Here is a 24,766-nt window from a genome sequence, read left to right on the forward strand (position 1 = left end):
CGTGCGGCTCGGGGAACTCCATTGATCGAAGAACTGCTGCCCGCGACGGCGGCATCCGCCGAGACCTTCGGTGATCCGGCCGGGGCCCGGCTGTTCCCGGAGGAGGAAGCCGAGGTCGCGCACGCGGTCGACAAGCGGCGCCGGGAGTTCACCGGAGGCCGCTGGTGCGCGCACCGCGCCCTGCGCGAGCTGGGAGTGCCCGTGACTCCGATCCGGCGCGGCACGCGCGGTGCCCCGCAATGGCCGGACGGCGTGGTCGGGGCGATCACCCACTGCGCCGGGTATCGCGGCGCTGCGGTGGCTCGAACCGGCGAACTGAGCTCCGTGGGCATCGACGCGGAACCGTCCAGCCCGCTGCCCGACGGCGTGCTGGAGGTCGTCTCGCTGGCGGCCGAACGCGCGCACCTGCGACGCCTGGCCGCGGAGGAACCGCAGCTGAACTGGGATCGCCTGCTGTTCTCCGCCAAGGAATCGATCTACAAGGCCTGGTACCCGCTCACCGCGGAGTGGCTCGGCTTCGAGGACGCCGAGCTGCACTTCTCCCCTGGCGCGTTCACCGCGAAGCTCGCCAAGACGGCGCACCTGCCCGACCGCGAACTCGACACCTTCACCGGGCGCTGGATCGTCCGCGACGGGCTGGTGCTGACCGCGGTAACCGTCAGCTGAGTTGACCGGAGAACGCCCACCGCCTTGCCGGCTCGTCGTCGCCAGTCCTGCTCCCCCTCTTGGAACGTTCTCGGCGCAAACGGGTCGGGAAATCTCCGCATGGCGGCAAACGCCCTCCGCACCCCTTCGTCGCGGCTCCCGGACCCCAACCTCTTCCGAGAAAGATACTCTCCAGAAAACTTCTCGACAGCAAGCGCCTTCTCAAGAAACTTCTGTCGCGTAGGATGCTTACCGGATACACCGCTTTTGAAGGAGCGCTGCGTTGAACAAGACGATCACCCCGGAACCGCAGGTCGACGATGACCAGCTGGTCACCTGGTGGGGCCTGGTCATCGAGGGCTACCACGTCACCTCGGAACGACTAGCCGCCGAGATCGAGCGGCAGTTCGGCCTGTCGATGCCCTCGTTCGACATCCTGATCCGACTCGTCCGCTCCCCCGAGAACCGGATGCAGATGACGATGCTCGCCAAGGAGGCCGCGCTCAGCAGCGGTGGCTTCACCAAGGTCGCCGACCGGCTGACCAAGGCCGGGCTGATCCACCGCGAGCCTTCCGAGACCGACCGCAGGGTCACCTACGCGGTGCTGACCGACCACGGTCTCGACGTGGCGACCCGCGCCCGGGCGGTCTGCGCCGACCTGCTCCGCGAGCGCGTGCTCGCCCCGCTCGGCCAGCAGAACTCGGCCAACCTCGCGCAGGCGATGCGCACTCTCCGCACCCACAACGGATCGGAGAACGACTGAGGAGACGGTTCGGCTCGGGGTTCGCGCAGCACCGCGGGTGGCGGAACCTCGGACGCCGGCCGACCCCCGCGCGGTTTCCGCGGCGTCCAGGAGCAACCCCCGAACAGGCCGGTGCCGACCGTGACGTCCCGCCCAGTGGATGATCAGCGCTTACCCGCCGATCGCGAACTGTGCTACGAACGGAGTACAGGCGACGCGAAGGAGCGAGTAATGCGGGAAGCAGTGATCTGCGAGCCGTTGCGGACCCCCATCGGCCGGTTCGGCGGGGTGTTCAAGACCGTGCCCGCGGCCGAGCTGGCTGCCACGGCCATCCGAGGACTGGTCGAACGCACCGGACTGCCCGGAACGGCCATCGACGAGGTCGTCCTCGGCAACTGCTACCCCAACTCCGACGCACCGGCCATCGGTCGCGTCGCCGCCCTCGACGCCGGACTACCGGTCGAGGTCGGCGGCAGCCAGGTCGACCGCCGCTGCGGCTCCGGACTGCAAGCCGTGGTCGACGCCGCGATGCAGGTGCAGACCGGGATCAGCGACGTCGTCCTGGCAGGCGGCGTGGAGAGCATGAGCAGCGCCCCGCTCTACAGCACCGAGGCGCGCTGGGGCATTCGCGGCTCGGGGCTCCAGCTGCACGACTCGCTCGCCCGGGGCCGCACCACGGCGGGCGGGCAGAACTACCCGGTGCCGGGCGGAATGCTGGAGACGGCCGAGAACCTGCGACGCGAGTACGGGATCCCGCGCGCCGAGCAGGACGAGCTGGCCCTGCGCTCCCAGCAGCGCGCAGCCGAGGCGCAGCGGGCGGGCCGGTTCGACGAGGAGATCCTGCCGGTCACGGTGCGCTCCAGGAAGGGCGACTCGGTCGTCGACGTCGACGAGCACCCGCGCCCGGACACCACCCTGGAACAGCTCTCCGGGCTCAAGCCGGTGCTGGGCCGAGACGACCCCGAGGCCACGGTCACCGCGGGCAATGCCAGCGGCCAGAACGACGCGGCCGCGATCTGCGTGGTCACCACTCCGGAACGCGCCGCCGAGCTGGGACTGCGCCCGCTCGTCAAGCTCGTCTCGTGGGCCCGGGCGGGCGTTCCGCCGCGCACCATGGGCATCGGCCCGGTCCCCGCGACGGCCAAGGCGCTGCAGCGCGCCGAGATCGAGCTCGGCGACGTGGACCTCATCGAGCTCAACGAGGCCTTCGCCGCGCAGGTGCTGGCCTGCACCCGCGAGTGGGACCTCAAGCCCAGCGACTTCGACCGGGTCAACGTCAACGGCTCCGGCATCTCGCTGGGCCACCCGCTCGGGGCCACCGGTGGCCGGATCCTGGCGACGCTGGCCCGCGAGATGCAGCGCCGCGAGGCCCGCTACGGTCTGGAGACCATGTGCATCGGCGGTGGCCAGGGACTCGCCGCGATCTTCGAACGGGTCTGATCCCGAGCCGGGCGCCCGCGGGCGGGCGCGGCTGCGAAGGAGAACGGAGTCCGCCGGGGTCCGAATCCGGCGGAACTACCGCGCCCGGGCCGCGCCTGCCCGAACGCCGTACACGGTATCGGTCGGTTCATCACCGATTGACCGGGTACCACCCAAAGGCGTTGTGACTGTTCCGCTTTCACCGTGCGTGTTGATCGAGGGCGGGTTTTGACCGCGTACCGTTAGGTACCTCGCATGCGGCGCGGGACTCAACCAGCACCGCCGCGGGTGCTGCCGCGTCGTGCGGCGAGAACAGCCGCGACGCCGCGGCCGCTGCTCAAGGAGCGGCTCCCGCAGCCACGCGGCGCGTCAGATGCCGCCGCCCGCACCGCCAGGCACACGGCGAACTGAAACAGCTCCTCACTCCTCAGAGGACTTCCGAGCGGGAATGAGCACCCGGCGACCGACGTTGGCCGGGATTAGGCTGTACCCAGCCAGATCATCTTCGTTCGAGGAGCAACTCAATGGCGATCGCCACCGCTGACCGGGTCGACCGCGAGGCACTGCTGGAGTTCCTGCGCCCGCGGCACAAGGGCGTTCTGGTCACCACCCGCTCCAACGGCCAACCGCAGATGTCCCCGCTGACGTGCGGCATCGACCCCGAGGGCAGGATCGTGATCTCGACCTACCCGGAACGGGCGAAGACCCGAAACCTGCGGCGCAATCCGCAGTCGTCGATCTGCGTGGTCTCCGACGAGTGGAACGGGCCGTGGGTCCAGGTCGACGGAACCGCAACGGTCCTGGACATGCCCGATGCCCTGGACGGGCTCGTGGAGTACTTCCGCTGCATCTCCGGCGAACACCCGGACTGGGACGAGTACCGGCAGGCCATGGTCAAGCAGGACAAGTCCCTGATCCGGATCACCATCGACAGCTGGGGTCCGATCGCCACCGGCGGCTTCCCGCCTCGACTCGCCGAGAGCTGATCATCACCGCACGCGGCGCACCGCGATGCTGCCGCCGATGATCATCACCAGCATGGCCACCGCCCAGCGGCGCTTCTCCTCGGTCGAGTGACCGACACCTTCCGCTTCGGCGTCGCGCTCGGACGAGGGCTCCGCTGAAGCGGAAGGTGTCGGCTCCAGCCTGCCCTGCTCCTCCTCCGGCGAGGACGCCGTCGGGGGACTGGGAGTTCGCGTCGCCGTCGTGGTCGGAGTCGGTGGCGCGCTCGGCGAGGACGTGCCCGTCGGTGCCGGTGTCGGCCGAGGCGGCCTCGGCGCCTCGGTCGGCGTCGGCTCGGTCGGCGTCGGCTCGGTCGGCGTCGGCGGTGTCGGAGTCGGCGTCGGCGGCTCCGGCGGAACCGGAGTCGGCGTCGGCGGCTCCGGCGGAACCGGAGTCGNCTCCGGCGGAACCGGAGTCGATGTCGGCGGCTCCGGCGGCGAGGTCAGGCATCCGGCCATGTCCGAAGCGGTGGTCGACGCCCCCTCGCCCAGCCGGATCACCGAACCGTCGCGTTCGACGCGGTAGATCCCGCCGCGGTGGCCCGCCACGTAGATCTCGCGCGCAGGCCCGACCACCAGCGACCCGTAGTGATCCGCCGGCAGCCCCGGAAGCCCCCGCACCGGTTCGATCCGGCCGGTGGACCGGTCGATGCGCACCAGCTCGCCCGAGTCGCTCACGCTGTAGAGGCGCCCGTCGACCGGGTCCACACCGATGTCGCCGAAGTCGTGCGGCTCCAGCACCACCGCCGACACCAGCCGGAGCCCGTCGAGATCCACTGTGTACAGCACGTCGTCTTCGACCACGTACCAGCGGTTTCCAGCGATCGCACCGCTCTCCGGAAGCTCGAACGGGTTTCCGAGACGCGATGCGACGACACCGCGATCGCTCGTCCGCCCGTCCGGCCGAACGATCAGCACGTGCGCACCGTCGGCGAAACCGGCGGCCAGACCGTACGCGACCCCTCGCCCGCGGGCGTAGCCGAGCGCGTTCAGGTACGCGGGCATCCGACCGACCTGCGAGCTCGCCCCGGAGGACAGGTCGACGCGGTGCAGCATCGAAACCGATCCGTTGTTGCGCACCCGCAGCGCCTCGCAGCCGGTCGTCGCTGGTACCGCCGTGCCCGAGCACAGGGCGAGAACGATCCCGGCGACCAGGCCGGTCAGTGCCGTCCGAGCCGCTCGAGCGCCCATGTGAAGGCCTCCGGGTCAATCGCCGAGCCGCCGCTGAACGGGTTCTGCAGCTGGTAGATCGCGAACAGCAGCAGCGCCAGCGCACCGGCCAGAGTGGACACCAGCATGACGTGCGGGAGCAGCCGGGTACCGCCGAAGAGGTTCGGCAGCAGCACGCACACCAGACTCCCGACGATCAGCACGAACCACACGACGGCCACGACCCCGCGGTCGAAAGCCCTGGTGAGCCGTTGGTGGCGTTCCTCGTAGACCTCGCCGAGCCGTTGCATCGCTTGGCTCTTCTGGGTCTGTTCGAACTCGCTGTCCCCGTCGAGCGGCGCCGCCCGCACCGCGCGGCGCACCGCGTCGAGCTGCTGCCAGCCGGGGCCGGTGACCTCCTCGCTCCGCCGCATCACGGGCCATTCGTCCTCGATCACGGTGTGCAGGTAGTCGGCGCTGCGGGCGCGCACCTGCTCCGCACCCGACGGGGAGAACGAATCCACCGCCCAGGACACCGAGACCAGCGCCTGGGACTCCCGGAAGGCGCTCTCGCGCGCGTCCGTCACGGTGTCGAACAAGGTGACCAGCACGAAGGCCAGGACCACCGCCTGCAGTCCGCTGACGATGGTGAACACCTGGCCCGCAGCGTCGTTGTTGTTCGGTCTGCCCTCGTCTTGGCCTAAGCGGCGCACCAGGTACCCGATGACGGCCGCGCCGGCCGAGGCGCCCAGCACCCACAGCGCGCCCTGCAGGAAGATGCTCACGACATTTCTCCGGCTAGGTACTGCCCGGCCGGAGGCTCGACCGGGCCGCCGGCCACACCGCGGTCCGGACGGCGCTGTTCGGGAACGCGGGACGTCTCGGAGATCAGCAGTTCACCGACCTCGCAATCGAGGACTTGGCAGATGACGTCGAGGTCTTCGAGCTTGAGGCTCGCGGGGGTCTTCGACCAGAGCCCGGACATCTTCCCTGCCGAGATCACCAACCCGTGCTCGGCGAGCAGCCGCTGCAGGTCGGTGGCCTTCCAGATGCCGCGTTGCGCCGCGACCAGCCGCAGGTTCCACTTCACGCTGAATTCGCCTCCCGAGGACGATTGCTTTCCCGTTCGCCGCGACCCGCCGAGCAAATTTTCCAGACGCCCGACGAGACTTCACATTGCTTGAGGGAACCCGGGGAACACCCGGCTGAACGACGATCACAACAATACTCCAGGAACCCAATAAGAATGGATAACCCGATTCGTGGAATTCGCTTCCGGCGCCGTCCCTCGAGCGGAGCAGTCCGCAGCTCACGTGCTCCGAACGGTCTACTAGCAGAAGGCGCACCCGCGAATCACTGCTCCAAGTGCAGGAAAATGAGCGCGCTTTCGGCCACGCGGCGTGAAGGCGCTGCGACATCCGTGGATCGGGGCGATGCGCGGCGAAGCTGTGCTCTCGATGGATACAGTTGGCTCACTTTCGGGTGACTATACGGCTTGTTTAACCGCTGCTAATGTCCCCATCGAAGCGAAGATCAACGCTGTCCCGTCGAACCTGCGCGCAATTCACCGCCGAATTGTCCGCGTTTCATCGAGCCATTCCCAGAGCAACTACTTCCGCCATTTCACGCCCCATGATGATTGGTGGTATTTCCGCGTGACTGCGATCGACCCCCGCAACACCGACGAATCGGACGCCCCGCAGCTGAGCCTGGGTACCGCCGCCGCGCGGAACCTGGCCACCACGACCAAGACCCCGCCGCAGATGCAGGGCATCACCTCCCGCTGGCTGCTCAAGCTGCTGCCTTGGGTGCAGGCCAACGGCGGTGTTTACCGGGTCAACCGCCGACTGAGCTACACCCTCGGCGACGGCCGAATCACCTTCACCAACACCGGTTCCGACATCCGGGTGATCCCGCAGGAGCTCCAGGAGCTGCCGCTGCTGCGCGGTTTCGACGACGAATCGGCGCTGCGCGAACTGGCGGACCGCTTCGTGCAACGCTCCTTCGAACCGGGCCAGACGATCGCCATCGCCGGGCAGCCCGCCGACGAGGTGGTGCTCATCGCGCACGGCAAGGTGAACAAGATCGGTACCGGCGAGTACGGCGATCAGACCGTGCTCGGGGTGCTGGCCGACGGCGAGTACTTCGGTGCGCAGGTCCTCGCGGGCAGGCGCGACGAGTGGGACGCCACCTACAAGGCCGTCACCCCGTGCACCGTGCTTTCGCTGCGGCACCAGTCCTTCCAGGAACTCAACGGCAATTCCGAGGCGCTGCGCGAGCACGTGCAGCAGGCGCTGGCGGGCCCGCGCCAGCCGCACAATCCCTACGGCGAGGCCGATGTCGACATCGCCTCCGGGCACTCGGGCGAGCCCGCGCTGGCCGGAACGTACGTCGACTACGAGCTCTCGCCCCGCGAGTACGAGCTCAGCGTCGCCCAGACCGTGCTGCGGGTGCACAGCCGCGTCGCCGACCTCTACAACCAGCCGATGAACCAGACCGAGCAGCAGCTGCGGCTGACCATCGAGGCACTGCGCGAGCGCCAGGAGAACGAGCTGGTCAACAACCGCGAGTTCGGGCTGCTGCACAACGCCGACCTGCGGCAGCGGGTGCACACCCGCTCCGGCCCGCCCACTCCCGACGACATGGACGAGCTGCTGGCACTGGTGTGGAAGGAGCCGGGAGCCTTCCTGGCGCATCCGCGCACCATCGCCGCGTTCGGCCGCGAGTGCAGCAAGCGCGGGCTCTACCCGCAGAGCGTGGACCTCGGCGGGCACCACGTTCCCGCGTGGCGGGGCGTGCCGATCCTGCCCTGCAACAAGATCGGCGTCTCCGAGAAGCGGACCAGCTCGGTGATGCTGATGCGCCTCGGCGAGGAGAACCAGGGCGTGGTCGGCCTGCACCAGACCGGGTTGCCCGACGAGTACCAACCGGGCCTGTCCGTGCGATTCATGGGGATCAACGAGCAGGCCGTCATCTCCTACCTGGTCAGCGCGTACTACTCGGCGGCCGTGCTGGTGCCGGACGCGCTCGGCGTTCTCGAGCACGTCGAGGTGGGCCGGGAGGACTGACGCCCGCAGTCCATCGCGGGGACCGCAAGAGGACATTTCGATCCGGGGTTCGCGTGGCGGTGCCGGGAGCGGAACCTCGGACGCCGCCGGGTTGTGGGAGCAGCGGCCTGCGCGGCGCTGCGGCCGCCCTCGCCCGGCGACGTCCGAGAACCCGCGGCGGCGCAGGCTGAGTCCCCCACCTGAGACAGCGGCCCCACCGCATTCGGCAAGGACCCCTAAGGCCGCCCCGTGTGCGGCCGAAACCGCCGGAGCGGGTGGTCGATCCATCCGCTCCGGTCCCTCCCGCCGCCATCGCAACGATTTTCGCGCATCGAGGAGTAAGCGATCGTGACCACGACGGAGTCCACCGAAGGACCGGCCCCGCAGAGCCTGACCACCGCGGCGGCGCGCAAGCTGTCGACCACGACCAAGACCCAGCCGCAGATGCAGGGAACCAGCTCCCGCTGGCTGCTCCGGATGCTGCCCTGGGTGGATCTCGAATCGGGCACCTACCGGGTCAACCGCCGCCTGACCTACCAACCCGGGGACGGCCGGATCACCTTCACCAACACCGGCGAGAACGTGCGGGTCATACCGCAGGAGCTGCGCGAGCTGCCACCGCTGCGCGGCTTCGACGACGACTCGGCGCTGACGACCCTGGCCGAGCGATTCGTGCAACGTCGCTACGAGCCCGGCCAGGTGATCGCTCCGGCGGGCAGCCCGGAGGCCGAGGTGCTGCTCATCGCGCACGGCAAGGTCTCCCAGCTGGGCACCGGCGAGTACGGCGACAACACCCAGCTGGACGTGCTCGGCGATGGCGCCTTCTTCGGCGCAGGCGTGCTCACCGGGCGCGAATCCACCTGGGCCAGCACCTACAAGGCGATCACCCCGTGCATCGTGCTCGTGCTGGAACGTCACGCGTTGCAGCCGGTTCTGGACCAGTTCGACGGCCTGCGCGAGCATCTGAGCAGGAGCGAGCAGGCGCCGCCGCAGAACAAGCAGGGCGAGGCCGCGATCGACCTCGCCTCCGGGCACAGCGGGGAGTTCCCCCTGCCCGGCACCTACGTCGACTACGAGCTGGAACCCCGCGAGTACGAGCTCAGCGTCGCCCAGACCGTGCTGCGGGTGCACAGCCGCGTCGCCGACCTCTACAACCAGCCGATGAACCAGACCGAGCAGCAGCTGCGGCTGACCATCGAGGCGCTCCGGGAGCGCCAGGAGCACGAGATGCTCAACAATCCCGAGTTCGGGCTGCTGCACAACACCGACCTGCGGCAGCGGCTGCACACCCGGACCGGCCCGCCCACTCCCGACGACATGGACGAGCTGCTGTCCCGGCGGCGCAAGTCGCGCTTCTTCCTGGCGCATCCGCGCACCATCGCCGCGTTCGGCCGCGAGTGCACCAAGCGCGGGATCTACCCGCAGATCACCGCGGTGCAGGGGCATCCGGTGCAGTCGTGGCGCGGGGTACCGATCCTGCCTTGCGACAAGATCCCGGTCACCAAGTCCGGGACCAGTTCGATCCTGTGCATGCGCACCGGCGAGGACGATCACGGGGTGGTCGGCCTGCAGCAGACCGGCATCTCCGAGGAGTACCAGCCAGGACTGTCCGTGCGGTTCTCCGGGATCAGCGACCAGGCCGTGATCTCGTACCTGGTGAGCACCTACTTCTCCGCCGCGGTGCTGGTTCCCGACGCGCTCGGCGTTCTCGAACGGGTCGAAATCGCCCGCTGAACGAAAGGCAAAGCCGATGACCACGATCCAGCAACAGGACACCGACCCGGCCGAGGTCGCCTTCGCGGCCCTGTCCCGCTGCCGCGCTCTGGTCGAGCCCGCGCTGCGGGCAGCTGTGGACCGCCTTCCCGAGCGCATGCAGCAGGTGGCCGGCTACCACCTGGGGTGGCTCGACGAGCAGGGCAATCCGGTGCGCGGCGACCGGGGCAAGGCCATGCGGCCGGCGCTGGTGCTGCTCAGCGCCAGCGCCGTCGGAGGCGATCCGGCCACGGCGGCGCCCGCGGCGGTGGCGGTGGAGCTGGTGCACAACTTCTCGCTGCTGCACGACGACGTGATGGACGGCGACGTCACCCGCAGGCACCGGCCGACGGCGTGGACGGTCTTCGGCAGTTCCACGGCGATCCTGGCAGGCGACGCGCTGCTGATCCTGTCGGCCGACGTGCTGGCGGCGTCCCAGCACCGGGAGTCGGACACCGCGATCCGCACGCTCAACAGCGCGGTGTTGAGCCTGATCGATGGGCAGACCGAGGACATCGACTTCGAGGAGCGCGGCGATGTCGGCCCCGAGGAGTGCCAGCGGATGGCCCGCAACAAGACCGGCGCCCTGCTGGGCACCGCCTGCGCTCTCGGCGCGCTCTACGGCGGGGGATCGCCCGAGCAGGTCACCCGGCTGCGCGGTTTCGGGGAGCACCTCGGGCTCGCCTTCCAGCACGTGGACGATCTGCTGGGGATCTGGGGCGATCCGGCCACCACCGGCAAGCCGGTCTTCAACGACCTCCGGGTCCGGAAGAAGACCCTGCCGGTGGTCTCCGCGCTCAGCTCGGCGACCTCGGCGGGCCATCACCTCGCCACCCTGTACCAGCGAGATCGTTCGCTCAACGACGCCGAACTGGCCAGGGCCGCGGACCTCATCACCGAGGCGGGCGGGCAGGCCTTCAGCCGCCACCAGGCCGACAGCCTGCACGCGGCGGCGCTCAACGACCTGCGCTCGTGCCAACCGGAGCCCGAGGCGGCCGAGGAGCTGCGCGCCCTGTCCAAGCTGATCACCCGCAGAGATCGCTGATCAGGCGCGCTCGCGCCGAGCCGGGTTGCCGGTTCGGCGCGAGCGCGCGGATTCATCGGCGCCGGGACAGCAGTCCGATGACGCCCGCGACGACGGCCGCGACCACGAAGGACGTCAGCGCCGCGCTCATCCAGGTCGGCACCGCGAAACCCAGGGACGCGCGGAGATCGGTCCAGAAGGTGCTCCAGAAGCCGAGTTCTCCCGGGTTGATGAACTGGAACGCGGCGAAGCCGAGGAACCACGCGAAGAGCATGCCCCGGCGGGACGGGGCCTCGGCCGAGACGTCCCACTCCCGCCTGCGGGAGTTGCCGAAGTAGTCGACGGCCAGCACGCCGAACATCGGCACGAACACCGAGCCGATCAGCAGCAGGAAGTTGGAGAACTGCTCGATGTCGATGGTCAGCGCGCCGATGGTGCTGACCGCACCGACGATCAGGCTCAGCACTCGGCGATCGGTGCTGGGCCGCAGGTTCTGGATGGACACCGCGGTCGAGTACGTGTCGGCGAAGGACTGGTCGACCTCGCGCAGCACCAGCACCGCGAAGAAGACCACGCCGAGCGGCACCGCCAGCAGCGGGTCGAAGGCCTGATCGCCGTTCCAGGCCACCAACGCCAGCCCGAGCAGACCCAGCAGGTAGCAGGCGATCTGGGTGATCGAGTAACCCACGGTCGCCGCGGCGAAGGCTCCCTTGGCCGAGCGCGCGTGCCTCGAGTAGTCCGAGGCCACGGGCAGCCAGGACACCGCCACCGCCAGCGCGGCGTCCGCGCCGGGCCAGAAGCCCTCCCAGGAGCCCTCGTGCATGGCGGGCAGCGGGTGTCGCAGCAGCTGCGCGAAGAAGTAGGCCATCGCGATCAGCACCGCGATGCTCACGTAGCGCCGCAGGATGCGCAGCGCGCCCAGCGGACGCAGGGTCAGGGCGGTGGTGACGACGCCGCCGATCAGGACGTAGAGCCAGTGTGGGCCACCACCGAACAACGCCTCCGCGCCCTGGGCGATGACCAGCAGTTCGAACATCCCCCAGCCGACCAGCTGCAGGATGTTGAGCGCGGTCGGCACGTAGGACAGCCGGGTGCCGAACAACCCGCGCAGCAGCATCATCGACGGAGCGCCGGTCCGGGCGCCGGGGATGGCCGCGATGCCGACCATGATGCTGCCCAGCACCGTGCCGACCACGGTCGCGGTGATCGCCGCGGCCATGGACAGCTGGGGCACGCCCGCAGGCGCCAGCACGGCCAGCGCACCGGAGAAGCCCAGCAGGCTCACGCCCAGGTTGCCCCAGAACGCGCTCTGGTCCAGCACGCCAAGCGTTTTGGGCGCCGGTTCGTTCAGGGTGTGCGGTACTTCGGAACGTTCGGCGTCAACCGCCATCAACAGCTCCCTACGCCGGCATTATCCGGACAGGTTCGGCGGTCGGTGGCGCGCGATCTGCCACCCTCTCAGCCCGGTACGCCCGAGCTCCCGCGTCGATCAGTCGCGCTGACCCTACCCGAACGGGTGAGGCGCGGTTCAAGCCCGCTTGGCCGACCGCCGGCCCCGGGACAGCGGGCCGGGCAGGCACTATCACTCCGAACAGGGCGCCGGGCCCCCTGGTGACCACCGGAAATCTCTCTTCGCGAGGGATGGGAACGACCGGTCCGCGCGGTTAGAGTCCGGTTGGAGCACTTCGATGAAGAGGGATTGCGATGCGCCTGTTCCGCGACCGGGTGGCCGCTCGTGGCTGACCAGTTGAGCGTCCGGCTCGCCTACGGCGAGCGAGGCCTGCCGGTGGAGTTGCCGCGCGAGCGGACCACGGTCGTCGCGCCGCGGTTCCGCCCCGGCGCGCCCGACGAGTTCGAGCTGCTGCTGCGCGCGCTGCGCGAGCCGGTGGCAGGTCCTCCGCTGCGCGATCGCGTCCGGCCCGGTCAGCGCGTCGCGGTCTCGCTGTGCGACAGCACCCGTCCGCAACCGCGGCACCTGATGATCCCGGCGCTGCTCGCCGAGCTGGACGGCCTGATCCGGCTCGAGGACGTCGTCCTGCTGGTGGCCACGGGGACGCACCGCGCCAACACCGATGCCGAGCTGCGCGCGATGCTCGGCGACGAGATCGTCGATCGCGTTCGGGTGGTCAACCACGACGCCCGCGACGACTCATCGCTGGTCTGGCGCGGCGAGTTCGGCGACGGAGTTCCGGTGTGGCTCAACCGCGAATGGGTCGAGGCCGACGTCCGCATCACCACCGGCTTCGTCGAGCCGCACTTCTTCGCGGGGTTCAGCGGTGGCCCGAAGCTGGTCGCGCCCGGACTCGCCGGACTGGGGACCGTGCTCACGCTGCACGACGCGGCGCGCATCGCGCATCCCGACGCGACCTGGGGTGTCATCGAGGGAAACCCGGTGCACGACGACGTGCGCGCGATCGCCTCGGCCACCGGAGTCGATTTCGCCTTCGACGTCATCCTCAACCGCGATCACGAGATCATCGAGGCCTTCGGCGGGGACCTGCTGGCGATGCACCGCTCGGCGTGCGCGGCCGCGCAGCGGCTGGCGATGCAGCGAGTCCCGGAACCCTTCGACGTCGTGGTCACCACCAACTCCGGCTACCCGCTGGACCAGAACCTCTACCAGGCGGTCAAGGGCATGTCCGCGGCGGCGAAGGTGGTCAAACCCGGCGGGTTGATCATCTGCGCGGCCGAGTGCCGGGACGGGTTCCCCGATCACGGTTCGTTCCGCGAGGTGCTGGCCTCGGCGGAGTCCCCGCGAGGGCTGCTCGCCGACATCGAGGCCCGCGCCAACACCGTGCCGGACCAGTGGCAGGTCCAGATCCAGGCCAAGATCCAGAGCAAGGCCCGGGTCGCGGTGCACAGCGAGCACCTCGACCCGGAGCAGCTGCGCAGCGCGCACCTGGCGCACTGCCCCGACGTCGCGGAGGCCGTACTTGCCGAAGGCCCGAACGCGCGGGTGTGCGTGCTGCCCGAAGGACCGCAGACCATCCCGCACCTGTAGTGGAGAGGAGTGAGCCGTGACCGGATTGGACCGGCTGCGCGCGCGCATCGCCGAGGAGGAAGCCCTGGTGATCGCGTTCTCCGGAGGCGTGGACTCGGCACTGCTGGCAGGCGTGGCGCACGAGGTGCTCGGCGCCCGGATGCTCGCGGTCACCGCGGTCTCACCCAGCCTGGCGAGCGAGGAGCGCGCGCAGGCCAAGGAGTTCGCGCGCGAGCGCGGGATGCCGCACGTCGAGGTCTGCACCGACGAGGCCGAGCGGCCCGAGTACGCGGCCAACGACGGCAACCGCTGCTTCCACTGCAAGTCAGCGCTCTTCGACGCGCTGGAACCGCTGGCCGCCGCGCTGGGCGCGGGCATCGCGCTGGGCACCAACCTCGACGACCTCGGTGATCACCGACCGGGGCAGCGCGCCGCCGCGCAGCGCGGGGTGCTGGCCCCGATGGTCGACGCGGGGCTGAGCAAGGACGAGGTCCGCGCGGCCAGCGCGCAGCTGGGTCTGTCCACTGCGGACAAACCCGCGGCGGCGTGCCTGGCTTCTCGGGTGGCTTACGGCGATCCGGTGACCCCGGAGGTGCTCGCCCGCGTCGAGCGCGCCGAATCCGCCGTGCACGCACTGGGTTTCACCGTCTGCCGGGTGCGCGCGCACGCTCAAGGCACGGTCGCGCGCCTGGAGGTGCCCGCTGATCACATCGATCACGCCGCGTCCCGGCACGCCGAGCTCGACGACGCCGTTCGCGAGGCCGGTTTCGAGTTCTGCGCGCTGGATCTCGCGGGCTTCCAGAGCGGGCGGATGAACGTGCTGCTGGAACTCCTGCCCTCGAGGACGGCGTGATGAGCGGATTCACCGATCTCGGCTACGCGCGGGTCGACACCGACCGGGAATCCCGGCAGGGACTCCCCGAGGTCGTCTACGGCCCCGGCAAGCAGCCCGCGGAGATCACCGGCATCGTCACCGAACTGCTCGGCCGCAGCACCGGGCCCGTGCTGGTCACCAGAGTCGAGCCGGACGTGGCCGCGCAGGTGCGGGTTCCCGGCGGCACCTACGACGAGACGGCGCGGTTGCTGGTGTGGCGTCCGGCCGCGCCGGGATCGTTCCGGGTGTGCGTGGCCACCGCGGGCACCTCGGACTGGCCGGTCGCCGCCGAGAGCGAAGCCGTCGCCTCGGCGATCGGCCTGAGCACGACCGTGGTGCGCGACGTCGGCGTGGCCGGCATCCACCGGCTGATGGCCGCGCAGGACGACCTGGCGCAGGCCGATGCGGTGATCGTGGTCGCGGGAATGGAAGGCGCGCTGGCCAGCGCCGTGGGCGGGCTGGTGGCCTGCCCGGTGATCGCGGTTCCGACCTCGACCGGCTACGGCGCCGCGATGGAGGGCGTTACCGCCCTGCTGGCGATGCTCACCTCCTGCGCGGCGGGCCTGACCGTGGTCAACATCGACTCCGGTTTCTCGGCCGCGATGGCCGCGCACCGGCTGGCCGCGGTGGCGCACCGGTGATCCTCTGGATCAACCCGGCGACCGGGGTTTCCGGCGACATGCTGCTGGGCGCGCTGCTCGGGCTCGGCGCCCCGCTGGACCGGGTGCGCGCGGCGATCGAGAGCACCGGGCTGACCGGCTGGTCGCTCTCGGCCGAGCGCGTGCAGGTCGACGGGATCGCCGCGACCAAGGCCGTCGTCGAGGTCGACGACGACGCCACCGAGCGGCACGCGGGCGAACTCCTGGAGCGAGCGGGACGCGCCCCGGAACCGGTCGCACGACCGGCCATCGAGGCGATCCGGGCCATCGCCGCGGTCGAGGGCGAGCTGCACGACCGGGATCCCGAGCACGTCCACCTCCACGAGATCGGCGGCCTGGACACCGTCGTCGACACCGTGGGCGTAGCCGCCGCCGCGCACGAGCTGGGCATCACCGAGGTGCGCTCGGCACCGATCGCGCTGGGCAGCGGAACCGTCCGCTGCGCCCACGGCGTGCTGCCCGCCCCGGCCCCGGCCGCGCTGCGGCTGCTCGAAGGCGCGGCGGTCATCGGGGCGGACCTGCCCGGCGAGACCGTCACGCCGACCGGCGCCGCGCTGCTGCGGGCGCTGGGCACCCGCTACGACCCTCCCCCGGCGATGACGCTCGGGGCCACCGCCTACGGCGCGGGGAACAAGCGCTTCGAACAGCGCCCCAACGTGCTGTCGGCCTCGCTCGGCGAGCCCACCGCGCCGAGCGAGCCGATGCTCGTGCTCGAGTGCACTGTGGACGACATCAGCGCCGAAACCCTCGGCTACGCGCTCGATCGGCTGCTGGAAGCGGGTGCCGCCGATGCGTGGATCAGCGCGGCGACGATGAAGAAGTCGCGCCCGGGGCACGTGCTGCACGTGCTGTGCCACCCGGTCGATCGGCCCCGGCTGACCGAGCTTGTCCTGGCCGAGAGCGGAAGTCTCGGCCTCCGCACCTACGAGGTCGCCAGGACCGCGCTGCCGCGACGGACCAGCACGGTGGAGGTCGGCGGGTATCCGATCCGGCTCAAGCACGGCCCGCACCGGAGCAAACCCGAGCACGACGACGTCGCGGCCGCGGCCCGCGCGCTCGGACTTCCGCTGCGCGAGGTCGCCGAGCGAGCCATCCGTTCCGCCGACTGAACGCTGGGCCACCTGGTCATACCGGCGCTCGCCGGATCGGACTAAAACGATCGGGTGACGGCGGGAACCAAACGCGAATGAATTTGTTCCTATGGGCAGAAGACATTGCGGCGAACGCCCAATCGTGGAGGTCCATTCGATGCAGCAACACGTGTACGCCGAGTTCATCGGCGGCCCGGAAGACGGCCGCTCGTTCATCGTCCCGGCGCAGAACGCCGATTTACCGATGGGGGAGTTCACCTTCCCGTCCCCGCGCGACGGTGAGGCCCCCTGCACCCCGTGCGCCCACTACAACCTCCGCGACCAACGCCCCGACGGCGTGTGGCGCTACCAGTACGCAGGCGAGCGTCTGAGCCCCTGACCTGGTCGTCGGTGCCGTGTGCGAAGCTCGCGCCATGCGGATCGCCACCTGGAACGTCAACTCGGTCGGAGCCCGGCTGCCCAAACTGCTGGACTGGCTGGGCACGGCCGAACCGGACGTGCTGTGCCTGCAGGAGCTCAAGTGCGCGGAGGACGCCTTCCCGTACGACGAGGTCGGTGAGCTGGGCTACGAGGCCGCAGCGCACGGGAACGGGCGCTGGAACGGCGTGGCGATCCTCTCCCGCGTCGGGCTCGATGAGGTCCGGCAGGACCTGCTCGATCAGCCGGGATTCCAGGCCGACGGCGCGATGTTCGAGACCCCGGAGCCGCGCGCGATCGCCGCGACCTGCGGTGGAGTCCGCATCTGGTCGGTCTACGCGCCCAACGGCCGCGAGGTCGGCCACCCGCACTACCAGTACAAGCTGCGCTGGCTCGACGCGCTGCGCGCCACTGCGGCCGAGGAGCTCGGCGCCGCCCGCCCGTGGGCGGTGCTGGGGGATTTCAACATCGCGCCGAACGACGAGGACGTCTGGGACATCGCCGCGTTCGAGGGGCACACCCACGTCACCGACGAGGAGCGCAAGACGCTCACCGCGCTGACCGACACCGGGCTCGGCGAGGTCTACCCGCGCGCCCTGAAGTACGACGTGCCGTTCACCTACTGGGATTACCGGGCGCTGCGATTCCCGAACAACCAGGGCATGCGCATCGACCTGGTGTACAGCAACGCGGGCTTCACCGGCGCGGTCACCGACTGCTACGTCGATCGCAACGCGCGCAAGGGCAAGGGCACCTCCGATCACGCACCGGTCGTGGTGGATCTCGCCCTGGACTGACGGTTATGTTCGGCGGATGTCCGCCGACATCTGCCACCGCACGGCCACCGAGCTCGCCGGTCTGATCCGCTCCGGCGAGCTCTCCGCCCGCGAGGTGATGAGCGCGCACCTGCAGCGCGTCGAGCAGCTCAACCCGAAGGTCAACGCGCTGGTCTCGCTGGCGCCCGAACGGGCGATGGAGGCCGCGCGGGAAGCCGATGAGCGGTTCGCGCGCAACGACGCCACCGGTCCGCTGCACGGGCTCCCGATGGCGCACAAGGACACCCACGAGACCGCCGGTATGCGCACCACTTTCGGCTCCCCGGTGTTCGCCGAGCACGTCCCGCAGCGCGACGAGCTGATCGTGGAACGGCTCAAGAACGCCGGAGCGATCACCATCGGCAAGACCAACGTCCCCGAGTTCGCGGCCGGTTCGCACACGTTCAACCCGGTGTTCGGCACCACCGCCAACCCGTACGCGACGGATCGCTCGGCGGGCGGCAGCAGCGGCGGCGCGGCGGCGTCGCTGGCGTGCCGGATGCAACCGCTGGCCGACGGCAGCGACATGGGCGGGTCGCTGCGGAACCCCGCGTCGTTCTGCAACGTCGTGGGGCTGCGCCCGGCGCCCGGCCGAGTCCCGACGTGGCCAGCGCCCGCGGGCTGGTCGACGCTGTCGGTCCAGGGCCCGATGGCTCGCACGGTGTCCGACGTCGCCCTGATGCTGTCGGTGCTCGCCGGGCCGGACCCGCGCACCCCGATCGCGCTTTCCGAACCGGGCTCGACGTTCCTCGGGCCCTTGGACGCCGAGCTGCGCGAACTGCGCGTGGCGTGGTCGCCGGACCTGGGCGGCCTGCTCGCCGTCGATCCGGCGGTGCGCGACGTGCTCGAACCGGCCGCTGAGGTGCTCACCGGCCTGGGCGCGCACGTCGAGCTCGCCCAGCCCGACCTCACCGGCGCGGACGAGGTCTTCCGCACGCTGCGCGCGTGGCAGTTCGAGCTCTCCCTTGGCGAGCTCCGCGACGCCCATCCCGACCGGATCAAGCCCAGCCTGCGCGAGAACATCGACGCGGGCCGCCGCCTGGCCGGGGCCGACGTGGGCCGCGCGGAACGCCTGCACACCGAGCTGTTCCACCGCGTCCGCGAGTTCTTCGACCGCTACGACGTGCTGGCGCTGCCGGTCAGCCAGGTCCCCCCGTTCGACATCGACCTCGAGTACCCGGCCGAGATCGCCGGTCGGCCGATGGAGACCTACCTCGACTGGATGCGCTCGGCGTACTGGATCTCGGCCACGGGCAACCCGGCGATCAGCGTGCCCGCCGGCTTCACCTCCGACGGCCTGCCGGTGGGCCTGCAGCTCGTCACCGCCCACCGGGACGAACACCGGCTGCTGCGGATCGCGCACGCCTTCGAGCAGGCCACCGGGCACGCCGCGCGCCTGCCGGAGCTGTGACCGCGACAGCGCCCGTCCGACCTGGCGCGGCGCAGGACTCCGGGTGCCGCACGCCCGGCCCCGCTGCACCCGCTGGCACCCGACCACTCCGCTCGACGAGCCGTTTTCGCGGGTAGCACCGGGTCATCCGAGAAAGGCCTTGTTTCCCGCCGCGCGCACCCGTTTACTTACTTAGCGAAGGTAAGTTCACGGTCGAGCAAGGAGCAGAATGCCCTCCCCCGGGTCCGCAGCACCGAGGAACTCGAAGATCGTCATTCTGATCCTCGCCTCCTGCGGTATCGCCGTATCGCTGATGCAGACCCTGGTGGTGCCGCTGCTGCCCGAGTTTCCCCGACTGCTGAACACCACGGCCTCGAACGCGGGATGGCTGGTCACCGCTCCCCTGGTCGCGGGCGCGGTGTGCTCGCCGGTCACCGGACGCCTCGGCGACATGTACGGCAAGCGAAAGATGCTGTTGCTGTCGCTGGCCGTGATGGCCGTGGGCAGTTCGATCGGGATCGTCAGCGATGACTTCACCGCGGTGCTCGTCGGCAGGGTGCTGCAGGGCGCCGCCGTCGGGGTGGTCCCGCTGGGCATCAGCATCATGCGCGATGAGCTCCCGGAGCAGCAGGTGCCCACCGGGGTCGCCTTGATGAGCGCGACGCTGGGCATCGGTGGTGCGGTGGGCCTGCCGCTGACCGGCGCGGTGGCCCAGCTGCTCAACTGGCACTGGTTGTTCGCGGGTGCGATGTTGTTCGCGCTGGTCGAGATCGTGCTGATCCTGCGGGTGGTGCCGGAATCCACCCAGCGCACCGGCGGCCGGTTCGACTTCGTCGGCGCGGTCGGGCTGTCGATCGCGCTGACCTGCGTGCTGCTGGCCATCTCCAAGGGCAACGAGTGGGGCTGGACCAGCGCGCTGGTCCTGGGCCTGCTGGGCGCCGCGATCATCCTGCTGCCGGCCTGGGGCCGCTACGAGCTGCGTTCCCCGGCTCCCCTGGTCGACTTGCGGGTCTCCGCTCGGCCGCAGGTGCTGCTGACCAACATCGCCTCGGTGCTGGTCGGCGTCTCGATGTTCACCGGGTTCCTGGTCGGTGCCCAGCTCCTGCAAGCTCCGCCCGGAACCGGCTACGGCTTCGGCCTGTCGCTGATCGCCAGCGGACTGGTGCTGCTGCCGATCGGCGCCGCGATGGGCCTGTTCTCCCCGGTATCGGCCGCCATCACCCGCCGCTTCGGCCCCCGGACCACCTTGATGGTGGGCGCGGCCATCATGACCGTCGGCAACCTCGCGAGCGCGGTGGTGCACGGCCCGATGCCGCTGGTCGTGGCGAACCTGACCATCGCCTCGATCGGTGGCGCGCTGGCCTACGGTGCGCTGCCTACCGCGATCATGCGCGCGGTGCCGACCACGGAGACCGCCGCCGCGAACGCGCTCAACAGCCTCGCGCGATCCATCGGGACGTCCAGCTGCAGCGCGATCGTGGTGGCGCTGACCACCGGCTCGCTGGTGCGGGTCGCGGGCGCCACGTATCCGTCCATCGACGCCTACTCGTGGGTCTTCGTCGTGGCGGGCGGCTGCGCGCTGGTGGCGGGCCTGCTCGCGGCGGCCACACCGGCATCCAGCGAGCCGGCCCCCGTCACACCGCAGCCCGCCACCGCCGCTATCCGCTAGGCCCAGCGCACGGACATCTCAGGTACCGCTGCGGCAAGCGGTGGGCTCAGGGTCCTCGCAGTGCGCGGCGGAGCCGCACGCGGTGTGGGACTCAACTCGCGCCGCCGCGGGTTCTGGCGCGTCAGCTTCCACCACCCGCGCCGCCGCGCAAACCCGGCCTGAAACGTCTCCTCAGGCCGTGCGCCCCAGCGCGGTGTCGTGCGGAACTCCGTCCAGCGCCTTGTCGAACTGCTCGATGACGTCGGCCAGCGGCTTGGTGCTGTCCGGGTGGACCTCGAGATCCTCGCCGACGACCGCGAGGTGCTCGTCCAGCAGGAAGAAGCTCTGCACCACGTGCCGGGCGCCCAGCGAGTGCGCCACCGGGCGCAGCGCGTAGTCGATGCTCAGCACGTGCGCGACGCTGCCGCCGGTGGCCAGCGGCAGCACCGCCTTGCCCGCGAACCCGAATTGCGGAAGCAGGTCCAGGAACGCCTTGAGCAGTCCGGAGTAGGCGGCCTTGTAGGTCGGGGTGGCGAGCACCACGCCGTCAGCGGTCTCGACCTGCGCGACCGCGGCGCGGATGGCCGGATCGTCGAAGTCGGCGCCGAGCAGCGAATCCGCGGGCAGGGCGCGCACGCGCAGGTGCTCGACCTCGTGACCGGACGCGGTGAGCTCGCCGGACACGTGCTCGCCGAGTTTCTCCGTGCGAGAGGGATTCGCCGGGCTACCGGAAATTACCAGAACGCTGGACACTTCTGCTCCCTGATTCCGAGTGGACCGATCAGTCGGAATCGGTCCGCACCAGTCCTCCCCGAGAATTCCGGCGCGACCGCGACGAGAATCGCATCGCTCCTCGAGAGGGCCTTTGATCTGAGCGTTTCGGTGTTCCTCGAGATACCTCCGGGCCGTCGGCAGAACCGATCAATCCTCTTCACGGCCGGCTCGCGCTGTCAATGAACGAGCGGCGCATCCCACTTGCCGGATGCGCCCGTCGATCTGTCCAGTTAGCTCTCCGAATTTCATCGATCTGGCACTGGCCAATCGCGGCGGCACCGACGACGCTGGGTCCGAGCACAGAAGGAGGAACGTATGTCGAGCACCGCCCTGTGGCACCCGTTCGCGGACATGCACGAGGTCAAGAACAGCCAGTTCTGCGTCACCAAGGCCGAGGGGTCCTGGATCTACGACGACGCCGGACGCGGCTATCTCGATGGCACCGCGAGCCTGTGGTACGCCAACGTCGGGCACGGCCGCGCCGAGATCGTCGAGGCCGCCGCGGCGCAGATGCGCGAGCTGGAGTCCTACTTCGTCTTCAACGACTTCACGAACCCGCCCGCCGAGGCGCTGGCCACCCGGTTGTCCGAGTGGGCTCCGATCGAGGACGCGAAGGTCTTCTTCACCACCGGCGGCGGTGAGGCCATCGACACCGCGGCCAAGCTCGCCCGGCAGTACTGGTCGCAACGCGGCAAACCGCAGCGCACGAACATCCTCAGCCGCGGCAACGCCTACCACGGCACCAACGGCATGGGCACCGGAATCGGCGGCATCGAAGCCAACCGGTCCGGGTTCGGCACGCTCGTCCCGGAGACCGCTCGGGTGGCGCACGACGACGCCGAGAGCCTGCGCAGCGCCATCGAGAGCATCGGCGCGGACAACATCGCGGCGTTCTTCGCCGAACCCGTGATGGGCGCGGGCGGGCTGTACCCGCCGGAACCGGGATACCTGGAAGCCGTTGCCAAGATCTGCGCCGAGCACGACATCCTGTTCGTGGCCGACTCGGTGATCTGCGGGTTCGGCCGCGTCGGCGGCTGGCTCGGCGTCGAGCGCTGGGGCCTGCAGCCCGACATGATCGCTTTCGCGAAGGGCGTGACCAGTGGTTATCTGCCGCTGGGCGGGGTCGTCGTCTCGGGCAAGGTCGCCGAGCCGTTCTGGGAGGAACCCGGCCACCCGTTCCGGCACGGCGCGACCTACTCCGGTCACCCCACGGTGGCCGCTGCCGCGATGGCCAACCTGGACATCCTCGAGCGCGAGCAGCTCCCGTCTCGCGCCGATGCCCTGGAGAAGCCGCTGCACGAGGCGCTGACCGCGGTCGCCGACCATCCGGCGGTGGCCGAGGTGCGCGGCGGGGTCGGTCTGCTGGGCGCGGTCGAGCTCACCCCGGAGATGCTCGCCGACGGCGCGTTGCCCCGGCTGCAGAAGAAGATCCGCGAGCTCGGCGTGATCGTGCGCCCGCTGGGCAAGGCGCTCGCCGTGTCGCCTCCGCTGATCGTCACCGAGGAGGAGATCGGGCTGATCGGCAAGGCGTTCCGGGAAGGCCTGGACGAACTGTGACACGTGGATCGGGGTGGACGCGCGGACTCGTCCACCCCGATCCGCGCCGCCCCGTTCATCCGAACATCGTCCGCCGCGTCGCCGCGTTTCAGCCCGCAGCTCCGCCGTTGTGGAACCGATACGTTCCGGGCTGGTCCGTACCAGGTTTCGTCACGTACGTTGCCACTAGTCCACCGATCCGCTGGCGACCGCGTTGCCGCAGCTGAGCGAGGCTGTTCTGACGCCGTTGCCCCCGGTGCGCGCCTAGATTCGTCCGGTCCAGACCGCGGGGGATGCCGACATGCAGCGAACCAGATGACCGACCAGGCCACCTCCGGCCCGGCGGGCTCGAGGTGCGCACGCGAGGCCAGCTCCACCCGGGCCACCAGTGAACGCGAATCGCTGGACGCAAAATCGGAGCCCCTGCATTCGAGCCACCCAGTAGAGTTGGCAAAATAAGGCTTCCGGGTGAATAGTGCAGCGGGGGCGGACGGAGGAACACAGCCAGGTGAACACGCAGACCGCACAAGTCGACGACCTTCGGCTGATCGCACTTCCCAGCGCGGTGAACTGCACCGAGATGTTCGTGCGCTTCACTCTCGCCGAGTGGAACCTGCGCGAGCTGACCGACGACGCCAACCAGCTGGCATCGGCCCTGGTTACCGCGGCGGTGGACAGCGCCGACCAGACCAACCCCGGTTTCCTGACCATCCGGTTGCGCCTCAGCGGCGAGAGCCTGGTCGCCGAGGTCGAGGACGAGACGGGCACGGTCCCGCCCCAGCTCGCCCCGGGTTTCGCGGACGGCCGGTGCGGTTCCACCAACCTGCAGGACGGCGGCACCCTGGTGTGGTGCGAGCTGCCGCTGCCCGGTGGCGTCAAGGCCGACTCGGTTCCGCTGCCGCGCCGTTCGCGCACCAACAAGCGTCAGCAGGCCACGCCGGACGAGACCGCCGAAGTCGATCCCGAGGTCATCAAGCGCCTGCTGTCCGGCCTCAGCAACACCGACCAGCTCTGACCTCCCGCGGCGGCTGAGCCCGGCCACTCCTGCTGCCGGAGAGGTGTGCTCCGGCTCGTTCCGGGGTAGCTCCTTACGTGCACAACGAACACGAGCGCGTTGGGGAGTCGAGATGGTCATGGTGGATCGGGCCGAGCTGCTGCGGCTGCTCAGCCACGTGCGTTTTCCGGCCACCAAGGACGAGATCCTGCAGCAATGCCGCGAGCAGGATGCCGGGGCGGAGCACCTCGCGCGGCTGGAGCACCTGCCCGCGGATGTCTACGTCGAGGCGGACACCGTGCTGCAGGCCATTCCGCACCCGGCGCCGTGATCGATCGGTCGCCGGGTCAATCCCGGGCTCTGCGACGCAGGTCGTAGACCACGATGGCCGTGCCCACCGCGGTGAGCGCGGCGAGTCCGGCCGAGATCCACACGAAGCCGCTGACCAAGAACACGACCGCGGTCAGCGCGACGATCGACAGCAGCGCGAACAGCATGAGCTTGCGCACGCCTTCCCAGGTGCTGCTGCCGTCGAAGCGGTCGAACCGCTCCACGAACTCCGGATCGGCGGACGCCAGCGCCGCTTCGATCTCGGCGAGCCGGTCCCACTCGTGCCTGCTCAACATGACGAGCTCCTAGTGACGTCACCGTTGACCCCATCGAGGTACCCGCCCCCGGCGGCCTTAAGCACCCGGCGGGGCTCGTCCAGACTCGCACGGGACGGCGCCACGACCTACGCGGCAAGTGGGTGATTTTACCGGCCCGCAGCGGGCCTTTCCGGTTACGCGTTGTCGCGTTGCGCCGGCCCG

The 24,766-nt window shown here is 70.1% G+C and carries 24 protein-coding genes and 1 riboswitch; of the genes, 18 read left to right on the forward strand and 6 right to left on the reverse strand.

Annotation, left to right across the window (positions count from 1 at the left end; all coding sequences use genetic code 11):
* The first annotated feature begins 21 nt into the window (after nucleotides 1–21).
* The 4 genes from ABD289_RS23210 to ABD289_RS23225 all read left to right on the forward strand — a co-directional run bounded on the left by ABD289_RS23210 (nucleotide 22) and on the right by ABD289_RS23225 (nucleotide 3,792).
* Complete coding sequence (locus tag ABD289_RS23210; RefSeq protein WP_344136983.1) at nucleotides 22–666, forward strand: 4'-phosphopantetheinyl transferase family protein; 645 nt, start codon at nucleotides 22–24, stop codon at nucleotides 664–666.
* Nucleotides 667–928: 262 nt separating this feature from the next.
* Nucleotides 929–1,408: a MarR family winged helix-turn-helix transcriptional regulator gene (locus tag ABD289_RS23215; RefSeq protein WP_344136986.1), complete on the forward strand. Its 480-nt coding sequence runs from the start codon at nucleotides 929–931 to the stop codon at nucleotides 1,406–1,408.
* A 210-nt stretch (nucleotides 1,409–1,618) separates the two neighbouring features.
* Nucleotides 1,619–2,827 carry an acetyl-CoA C-acetyltransferase gene (locus ABD289_RS23220; RefSeq protein ID WP_344136989.1) on the forward strand — a complete coding sequence of 403 codons (1,209 nt, stop codon included), beginning with the start codon at nucleotides 1,619–1,621 and terminating at the stop codon, nucleotides 2,825–2,827.
* 503 nt (nucleotides 2,828–3,330) lie between these two features.
* Nucleotides 3,331–3,792 (forward strand): PPOX class F420-dependent oxidoreductase, encoded by a 462-nt coding sequence (locus tag ABD289_RS23225; RefSeq protein ID WP_344136992.1) that lies wholly within the window; start codon nucleotides 3,331–3,333, stop codon nucleotides 3,790–3,792.
* Nucleotides 3,793–3,795: 3 nt separating this feature from the next.
* Here ABD289_RS23225 and ABD289_RS25415 read toward each other — a convergent pair whose 3' ends face one another.
* The 3 genes from ABD289_RS25415 to ABD289_RS23235 are packed head-to-tail and all read right to left on the reverse strand — an operon-like array spanning nucleotide 3,796 to nucleotide 6,046.
* Complete coding sequence (locus ABD289_RS25415) at nucleotides 3,796–4,998, reverse strand: DUF6923 family protein (protein WP_425564766.1); 1,203 nt, start codon at nucleotides 4,996–4,998, stop codon at nucleotides 3,796–3,798.
* On the reverse strand, nucleotides 4,968–5,741 hold the full coding sequence (locus tag ABD289_RS23230; RefSeq protein ID WP_344136995.1) for a bestrophin-like domain: 774 nt from the start codon (nucleotides 5,739–5,741) through the stop codon (nucleotides 4,968–4,970). The genes ABD289_RS25415 and ABD289_RS23230 overlap by 31 nt, the downstream gene beginning before the upstream one ends.
* A complete protein-coding gene (locus ABD289_RS23235) occupies nucleotides 5,738–6,046 on the reverse strand; it encodes a helix-turn-helix domain-containing protein (protein WP_344136998.1) in 309 nt (102 codons plus the stop codon). The genes ABD289_RS23230 and ABD289_RS23235 overlap by 4 nt, the downstream gene beginning before the upstream one ends.
* Before the next feature lie 565 nt (nucleotides 6,047–6,611).
* Between ABD289_RS23235 and ABD289_RS23240 the strand changes: the two genes are divergently transcribed.
* The 3 genes from ABD289_RS23240 (at nucleotide 6,612) to ABD289_RS23250 (ending at nucleotide 10,800) form a co-directional block, all read left to right on the forward strand.
* Entirely contained in the window at nucleotides 6,612–8,024 is a 1,413-nt protein-coding gene (locus tag ABD289_RS23240; RefSeq protein WP_344137001.1) for a family 2B encapsulin nanocompartment shell protein, read from the forward strand.
* A gap of 327 nt (nucleotides 8,025–8,351) precedes the next feature.
* Nucleotides 8,352–9,737 carry a family 2B encapsulin nanocompartment shell protein gene (locus tag ABD289_RS23245; protein ID WP_344137004.1) on the forward strand — a complete coding sequence of 462 codons (1,386 nt, stop codon included), beginning with the start codon at nucleotides 8,352–8,354 and terminating at the stop codon, nucleotides 9,735–9,737.
* A gap of 16 nt (nucleotides 9,738–9,753) precedes the next feature.
* Nucleotides 9,754–10,800: a family 2 encapsulin nanocompartment cargo protein polyprenyl transferase gene (locus tag ABD289_RS23250; protein ID WP_344137007.1), complete on the forward strand. Its 1,047-nt coding sequence runs from the start codon at nucleotides 9,754–9,756 to the stop codon at nucleotides 10,798–10,800.
* Between the two features lie 52 nt (nucleotides 10,801–10,852).
* Here the strand turns inward: ABD289_RS23250 and ABD289_RS23255 are convergent, their stop codons facing one another.
* Nucleotides 10,853–12,169 carry a purine-cytosine permease family protein gene (locus ABD289_RS23255; protein WP_344137010.1) on the reverse strand — a complete coding sequence of 439 codons (1,317 nt, stop codon included), beginning with the start codon at nucleotides 12,167–12,169 and terminating at the stop codon, nucleotides 10,853–10,855.
* Nucleotides 12,160–12,273: riboswitch (TPP riboswitch) on the reverse strand. Its footprint overlaps the gene before it by 10 nt.
* Before the next feature lie 241 nt (nucleotides 12,274–12,514).
* Between ABD289_RS23255 and larA the strand changes: the two genes are divergently transcribed.
* From larA to ABD289_RS23295, 8 genes are all read left to right on the forward strand, one after another.
* Complete coding sequence (larA, locus tag ABD289_RS23260; protein ID WP_344137014.1) at nucleotides 12,515–13,780, forward strand: nickel-dependent lactate racemase; 1,266 nt, start codon at nucleotides 12,515–12,517, stop codon at nucleotides 13,778–13,780.
* Between the two features lie 16 nt (nucleotides 13,781–13,796).
* Nucleotides 13,797–14,612: an ATP-dependent sacrificial sulfur transferase LarE gene (larE, locus tag ABD289_RS23265; RefSeq protein WP_344137017.1), complete on the forward strand. Its 816-nt coding sequence runs from the start codon at nucleotides 13,797–13,799 to the stop codon at nucleotides 14,610–14,612.
* Nucleotides 14,612–15,274, forward strand: a complete 663-nt coding sequence (gene larB, locus ABD289_RS23270; RefSeq protein ID WP_344137021.1) for a nickel pincer cofactor biosynthesis protein LarB — start codon at nucleotides 14,612–14,614, stop codon at nucleotides 15,272–15,274. The genes larE and larB overlap by 1 nt, the downstream gene beginning before the upstream one ends.
* Nucleotides 15,271–16,401, forward strand: a complete 1,131-nt coding sequence (gene larC, locus ABD289_RS23275) for a nickel pincer cofactor biosynthesis protein LarC (RefSeq protein ID WP_344137024.1) — start codon at nucleotides 15,271–15,273, stop codon at nucleotides 16,399–16,401. Before larB ends, larC begins: the two co-directional genes overlap by 4 nt.
* Before the next feature lie 139 nt (nucleotides 16,402–16,540).
* Complete coding sequence (locus ABD289_RS23280) at nucleotides 16,541–16,762, forward strand: hypothetical protein (protein ID WP_344137027.1); 222 nt, start codon at nucleotides 16,541–16,543, stop codon at nucleotides 16,760–16,762.
* Between the two features lie 34 nt (nucleotides 16,763–16,796).
* Nucleotides 16,797–17,597: an exodeoxyribonuclease III gene (locus ABD289_RS23285; protein ID WP_344137030.1), complete on the forward strand. Its 801-nt coding sequence runs from the start codon at nucleotides 16,797–16,799 to the stop codon at nucleotides 17,595–17,597.
* Between the two features lie 16 nt (nucleotides 17,598–17,613).
* Entirely contained in the window at nucleotides 17,614–19,026 is a 1,413-nt protein-coding gene (locus tag ABD289_RS23290; RefSeq protein ID WP_344137033.1) for an amidase, read from the forward strand.
* Nucleotides 19,027–19,234: 208 nt separating this feature from the next.
* Nucleotides 19,235–20,674, forward strand: a complete 1,440-nt coding sequence (locus ABD289_RS23295) for an MFS transporter (protein WP_344137036.1) — start codon at nucleotides 19,235–19,237, stop codon at nucleotides 20,672–20,674.
* A 171-nt stretch (nucleotides 20,675–20,845) separates the two neighbouring features.
* Here ABD289_RS23295 and ssuE read toward each other — a convergent pair whose 3' ends face one another.
* Nucleotides 20,846–21,406: an NADPH-dependent FMN reductase gene (gene ssuE / locus ABD289_RS23300; protein ID WP_344137039.1), complete on the reverse strand. Its 561-nt coding sequence runs from the start codon at nucleotides 21,404–21,406 to the stop codon at nucleotides 20,846–20,848.
* Nucleotides 21,407–21,742: 336 nt separating this feature from the next.
* Between ssuE and ABD289_RS23305 the strand changes: the two genes are divergently transcribed.
* From ABD289_RS23305 to ABD289_RS23315, 3 genes are all read left to right on the forward strand, one after another.
* Nucleotides 21,743–22,984 carry an aminotransferase family protein gene (locus tag ABD289_RS23305; protein ID WP_344137042.1) on the forward strand — a complete coding sequence of 414 codons (1,242 nt, stop codon included), beginning with the start codon at nucleotides 21,743–21,745 and terminating at the stop codon, nucleotides 22,982–22,984.
* Between the two features lie 487 nt (nucleotides 22,985–23,471).
* Nucleotides 23,472–23,978: an ATP-binding protein gene (locus ABD289_RS23310; RefSeq protein ID WP_344137045.1), complete on the forward strand. Its 507-nt coding sequence runs from the start codon at nucleotides 23,472–23,474 to the stop codon at nucleotides 23,976–23,978.
* Nucleotides 23,979–24,090: 112 nt separating this feature from the next.
* Complete coding sequence (locus ABD289_RS23315) at nucleotides 24,091–24,288, forward strand: DUF2795 domain-containing protein (RefSeq protein WP_344137048.1); 198 nt, start codon at nucleotides 24,091–24,093, stop codon at nucleotides 24,286–24,288.
* Nucleotides 24,289–24,304: 16 nt separating this feature from the next.
* Here the strand turns inward: ABD289_RS23315 and ABD289_RS23320 are convergent, their stop codons facing one another.
* Nucleotides 24,305–24,583 carry a DUF3040 domain-containing protein gene (locus tag ABD289_RS23320; protein ID WP_344137052.1) on the reverse strand — a complete coding sequence of 93 codons (279 nt, stop codon included), beginning with the start codon at nucleotides 24,581–24,583 and terminating at the stop codon, nucleotides 24,305–24,307.
* Nucleotides 24,584–24,766 lie beyond the last annotated feature (183 nt).

The sequence above is a fragment of the Saccharopolyspora halophila genome (genome assembly GCF_039531955.1).
GTDB classification, from domain to species: domain Bacteria; phylum Actinomycetota; class Actinomycetes; order Mycobacteriales; family Pseudonocardiaceae; genus Saccharopolyspora; species Saccharopolyspora halophila.

What these genes read in the sequence shown, in the direction of transcription:
- ABD289_RS23220 (WP_344136989.1), top strand. Translation starts at nt 1,619, where the DNA reads ATGCGGGAAGCAGTGATCTGCGAGCCGTTGCGGACCCCCATCGGCCGG.
- ABD289_RS23225 (WP_344136992.1), top strand. Translation starts at nt 3,331, where the DNA reads ATGGCGATCGCCACCGCTGACCGGGTCGACCGCGAGGCACTGCTGGAG.
- ABD289_RS23250 (WP_344137007.1), top strand. Translation starts at nt 9,754, where the DNA reads ATGACCACGATCCAGCAACAGGACACCGACCCGGCCGAGGTCGCCTTC.
- ABD289_RS23255 (WP_344137010.1), bottom strand. Translation starts at nt 12,169, where the DNA reads ATGGCGGTTGACGCCGAACGTTCCGAAGTACCGCACACCCTGAACGAA.
- larB (WP_344137021.1), top strand. Translation starts at nt 14,612, where the DNA reads ATGAGCGGATTCACCGATCTCGGCTACGCGCGGGTCGACACCGACCGG.
- ABD289_RS23280 (WP_344137027.1), top strand. Translation starts at nt 16,541, where the DNA reads ATGCAGCAACACGTGTACGCCGAGTTCATCGGCGGCCCGGAAGACGGC.
- ABD289_RS23285 (WP_344137030.1), top strand. Translation starts at nt 16,797, where the DNA reads ATGCGGATCGCCACCTGGAACGTCAACTCGGTCGGAGCCCGGCTGCCC.
- ABD289_RS23290 (WP_344137033.1), top strand. Translation starts at nt 17,614, where the DNA reads ATGTCCGCCGACATCTGCCACCGCACGGCCACCGAGCTCGCCGGTCTG.
- ABD289_RS23295 (WP_344137036.1), top strand. Translation starts at nt 19,235, where the DNA reads ATGCCCTCCCCCGGGTCCGCAGCACCGAGGAACTCGAAGATCGTCATT.
- ABD289_RS23305 (WP_344137042.1), top strand. Translation starts at nt 21,743, where the DNA reads ATGTCGAGCACCGCCCTGTGGCACCCGTTCGCGGACATGCACGAGGTC.
- ABD289_RS23315 (WP_344137048.1), top strand. Translation starts at nt 24,091, where the DNA reads ATGGTCATGGTGGATCGGGCCGAGCTGCTGCGGCTGCTCAGCCACGTG.
- ABD289_RS23320 (WP_344137052.1), bottom strand. Translation starts at nt 24,583, where the DNA reads ATGTTGAGCAGGCACGAGTGGGACCGGCTCGCCGAGATCGAAGCGGCG.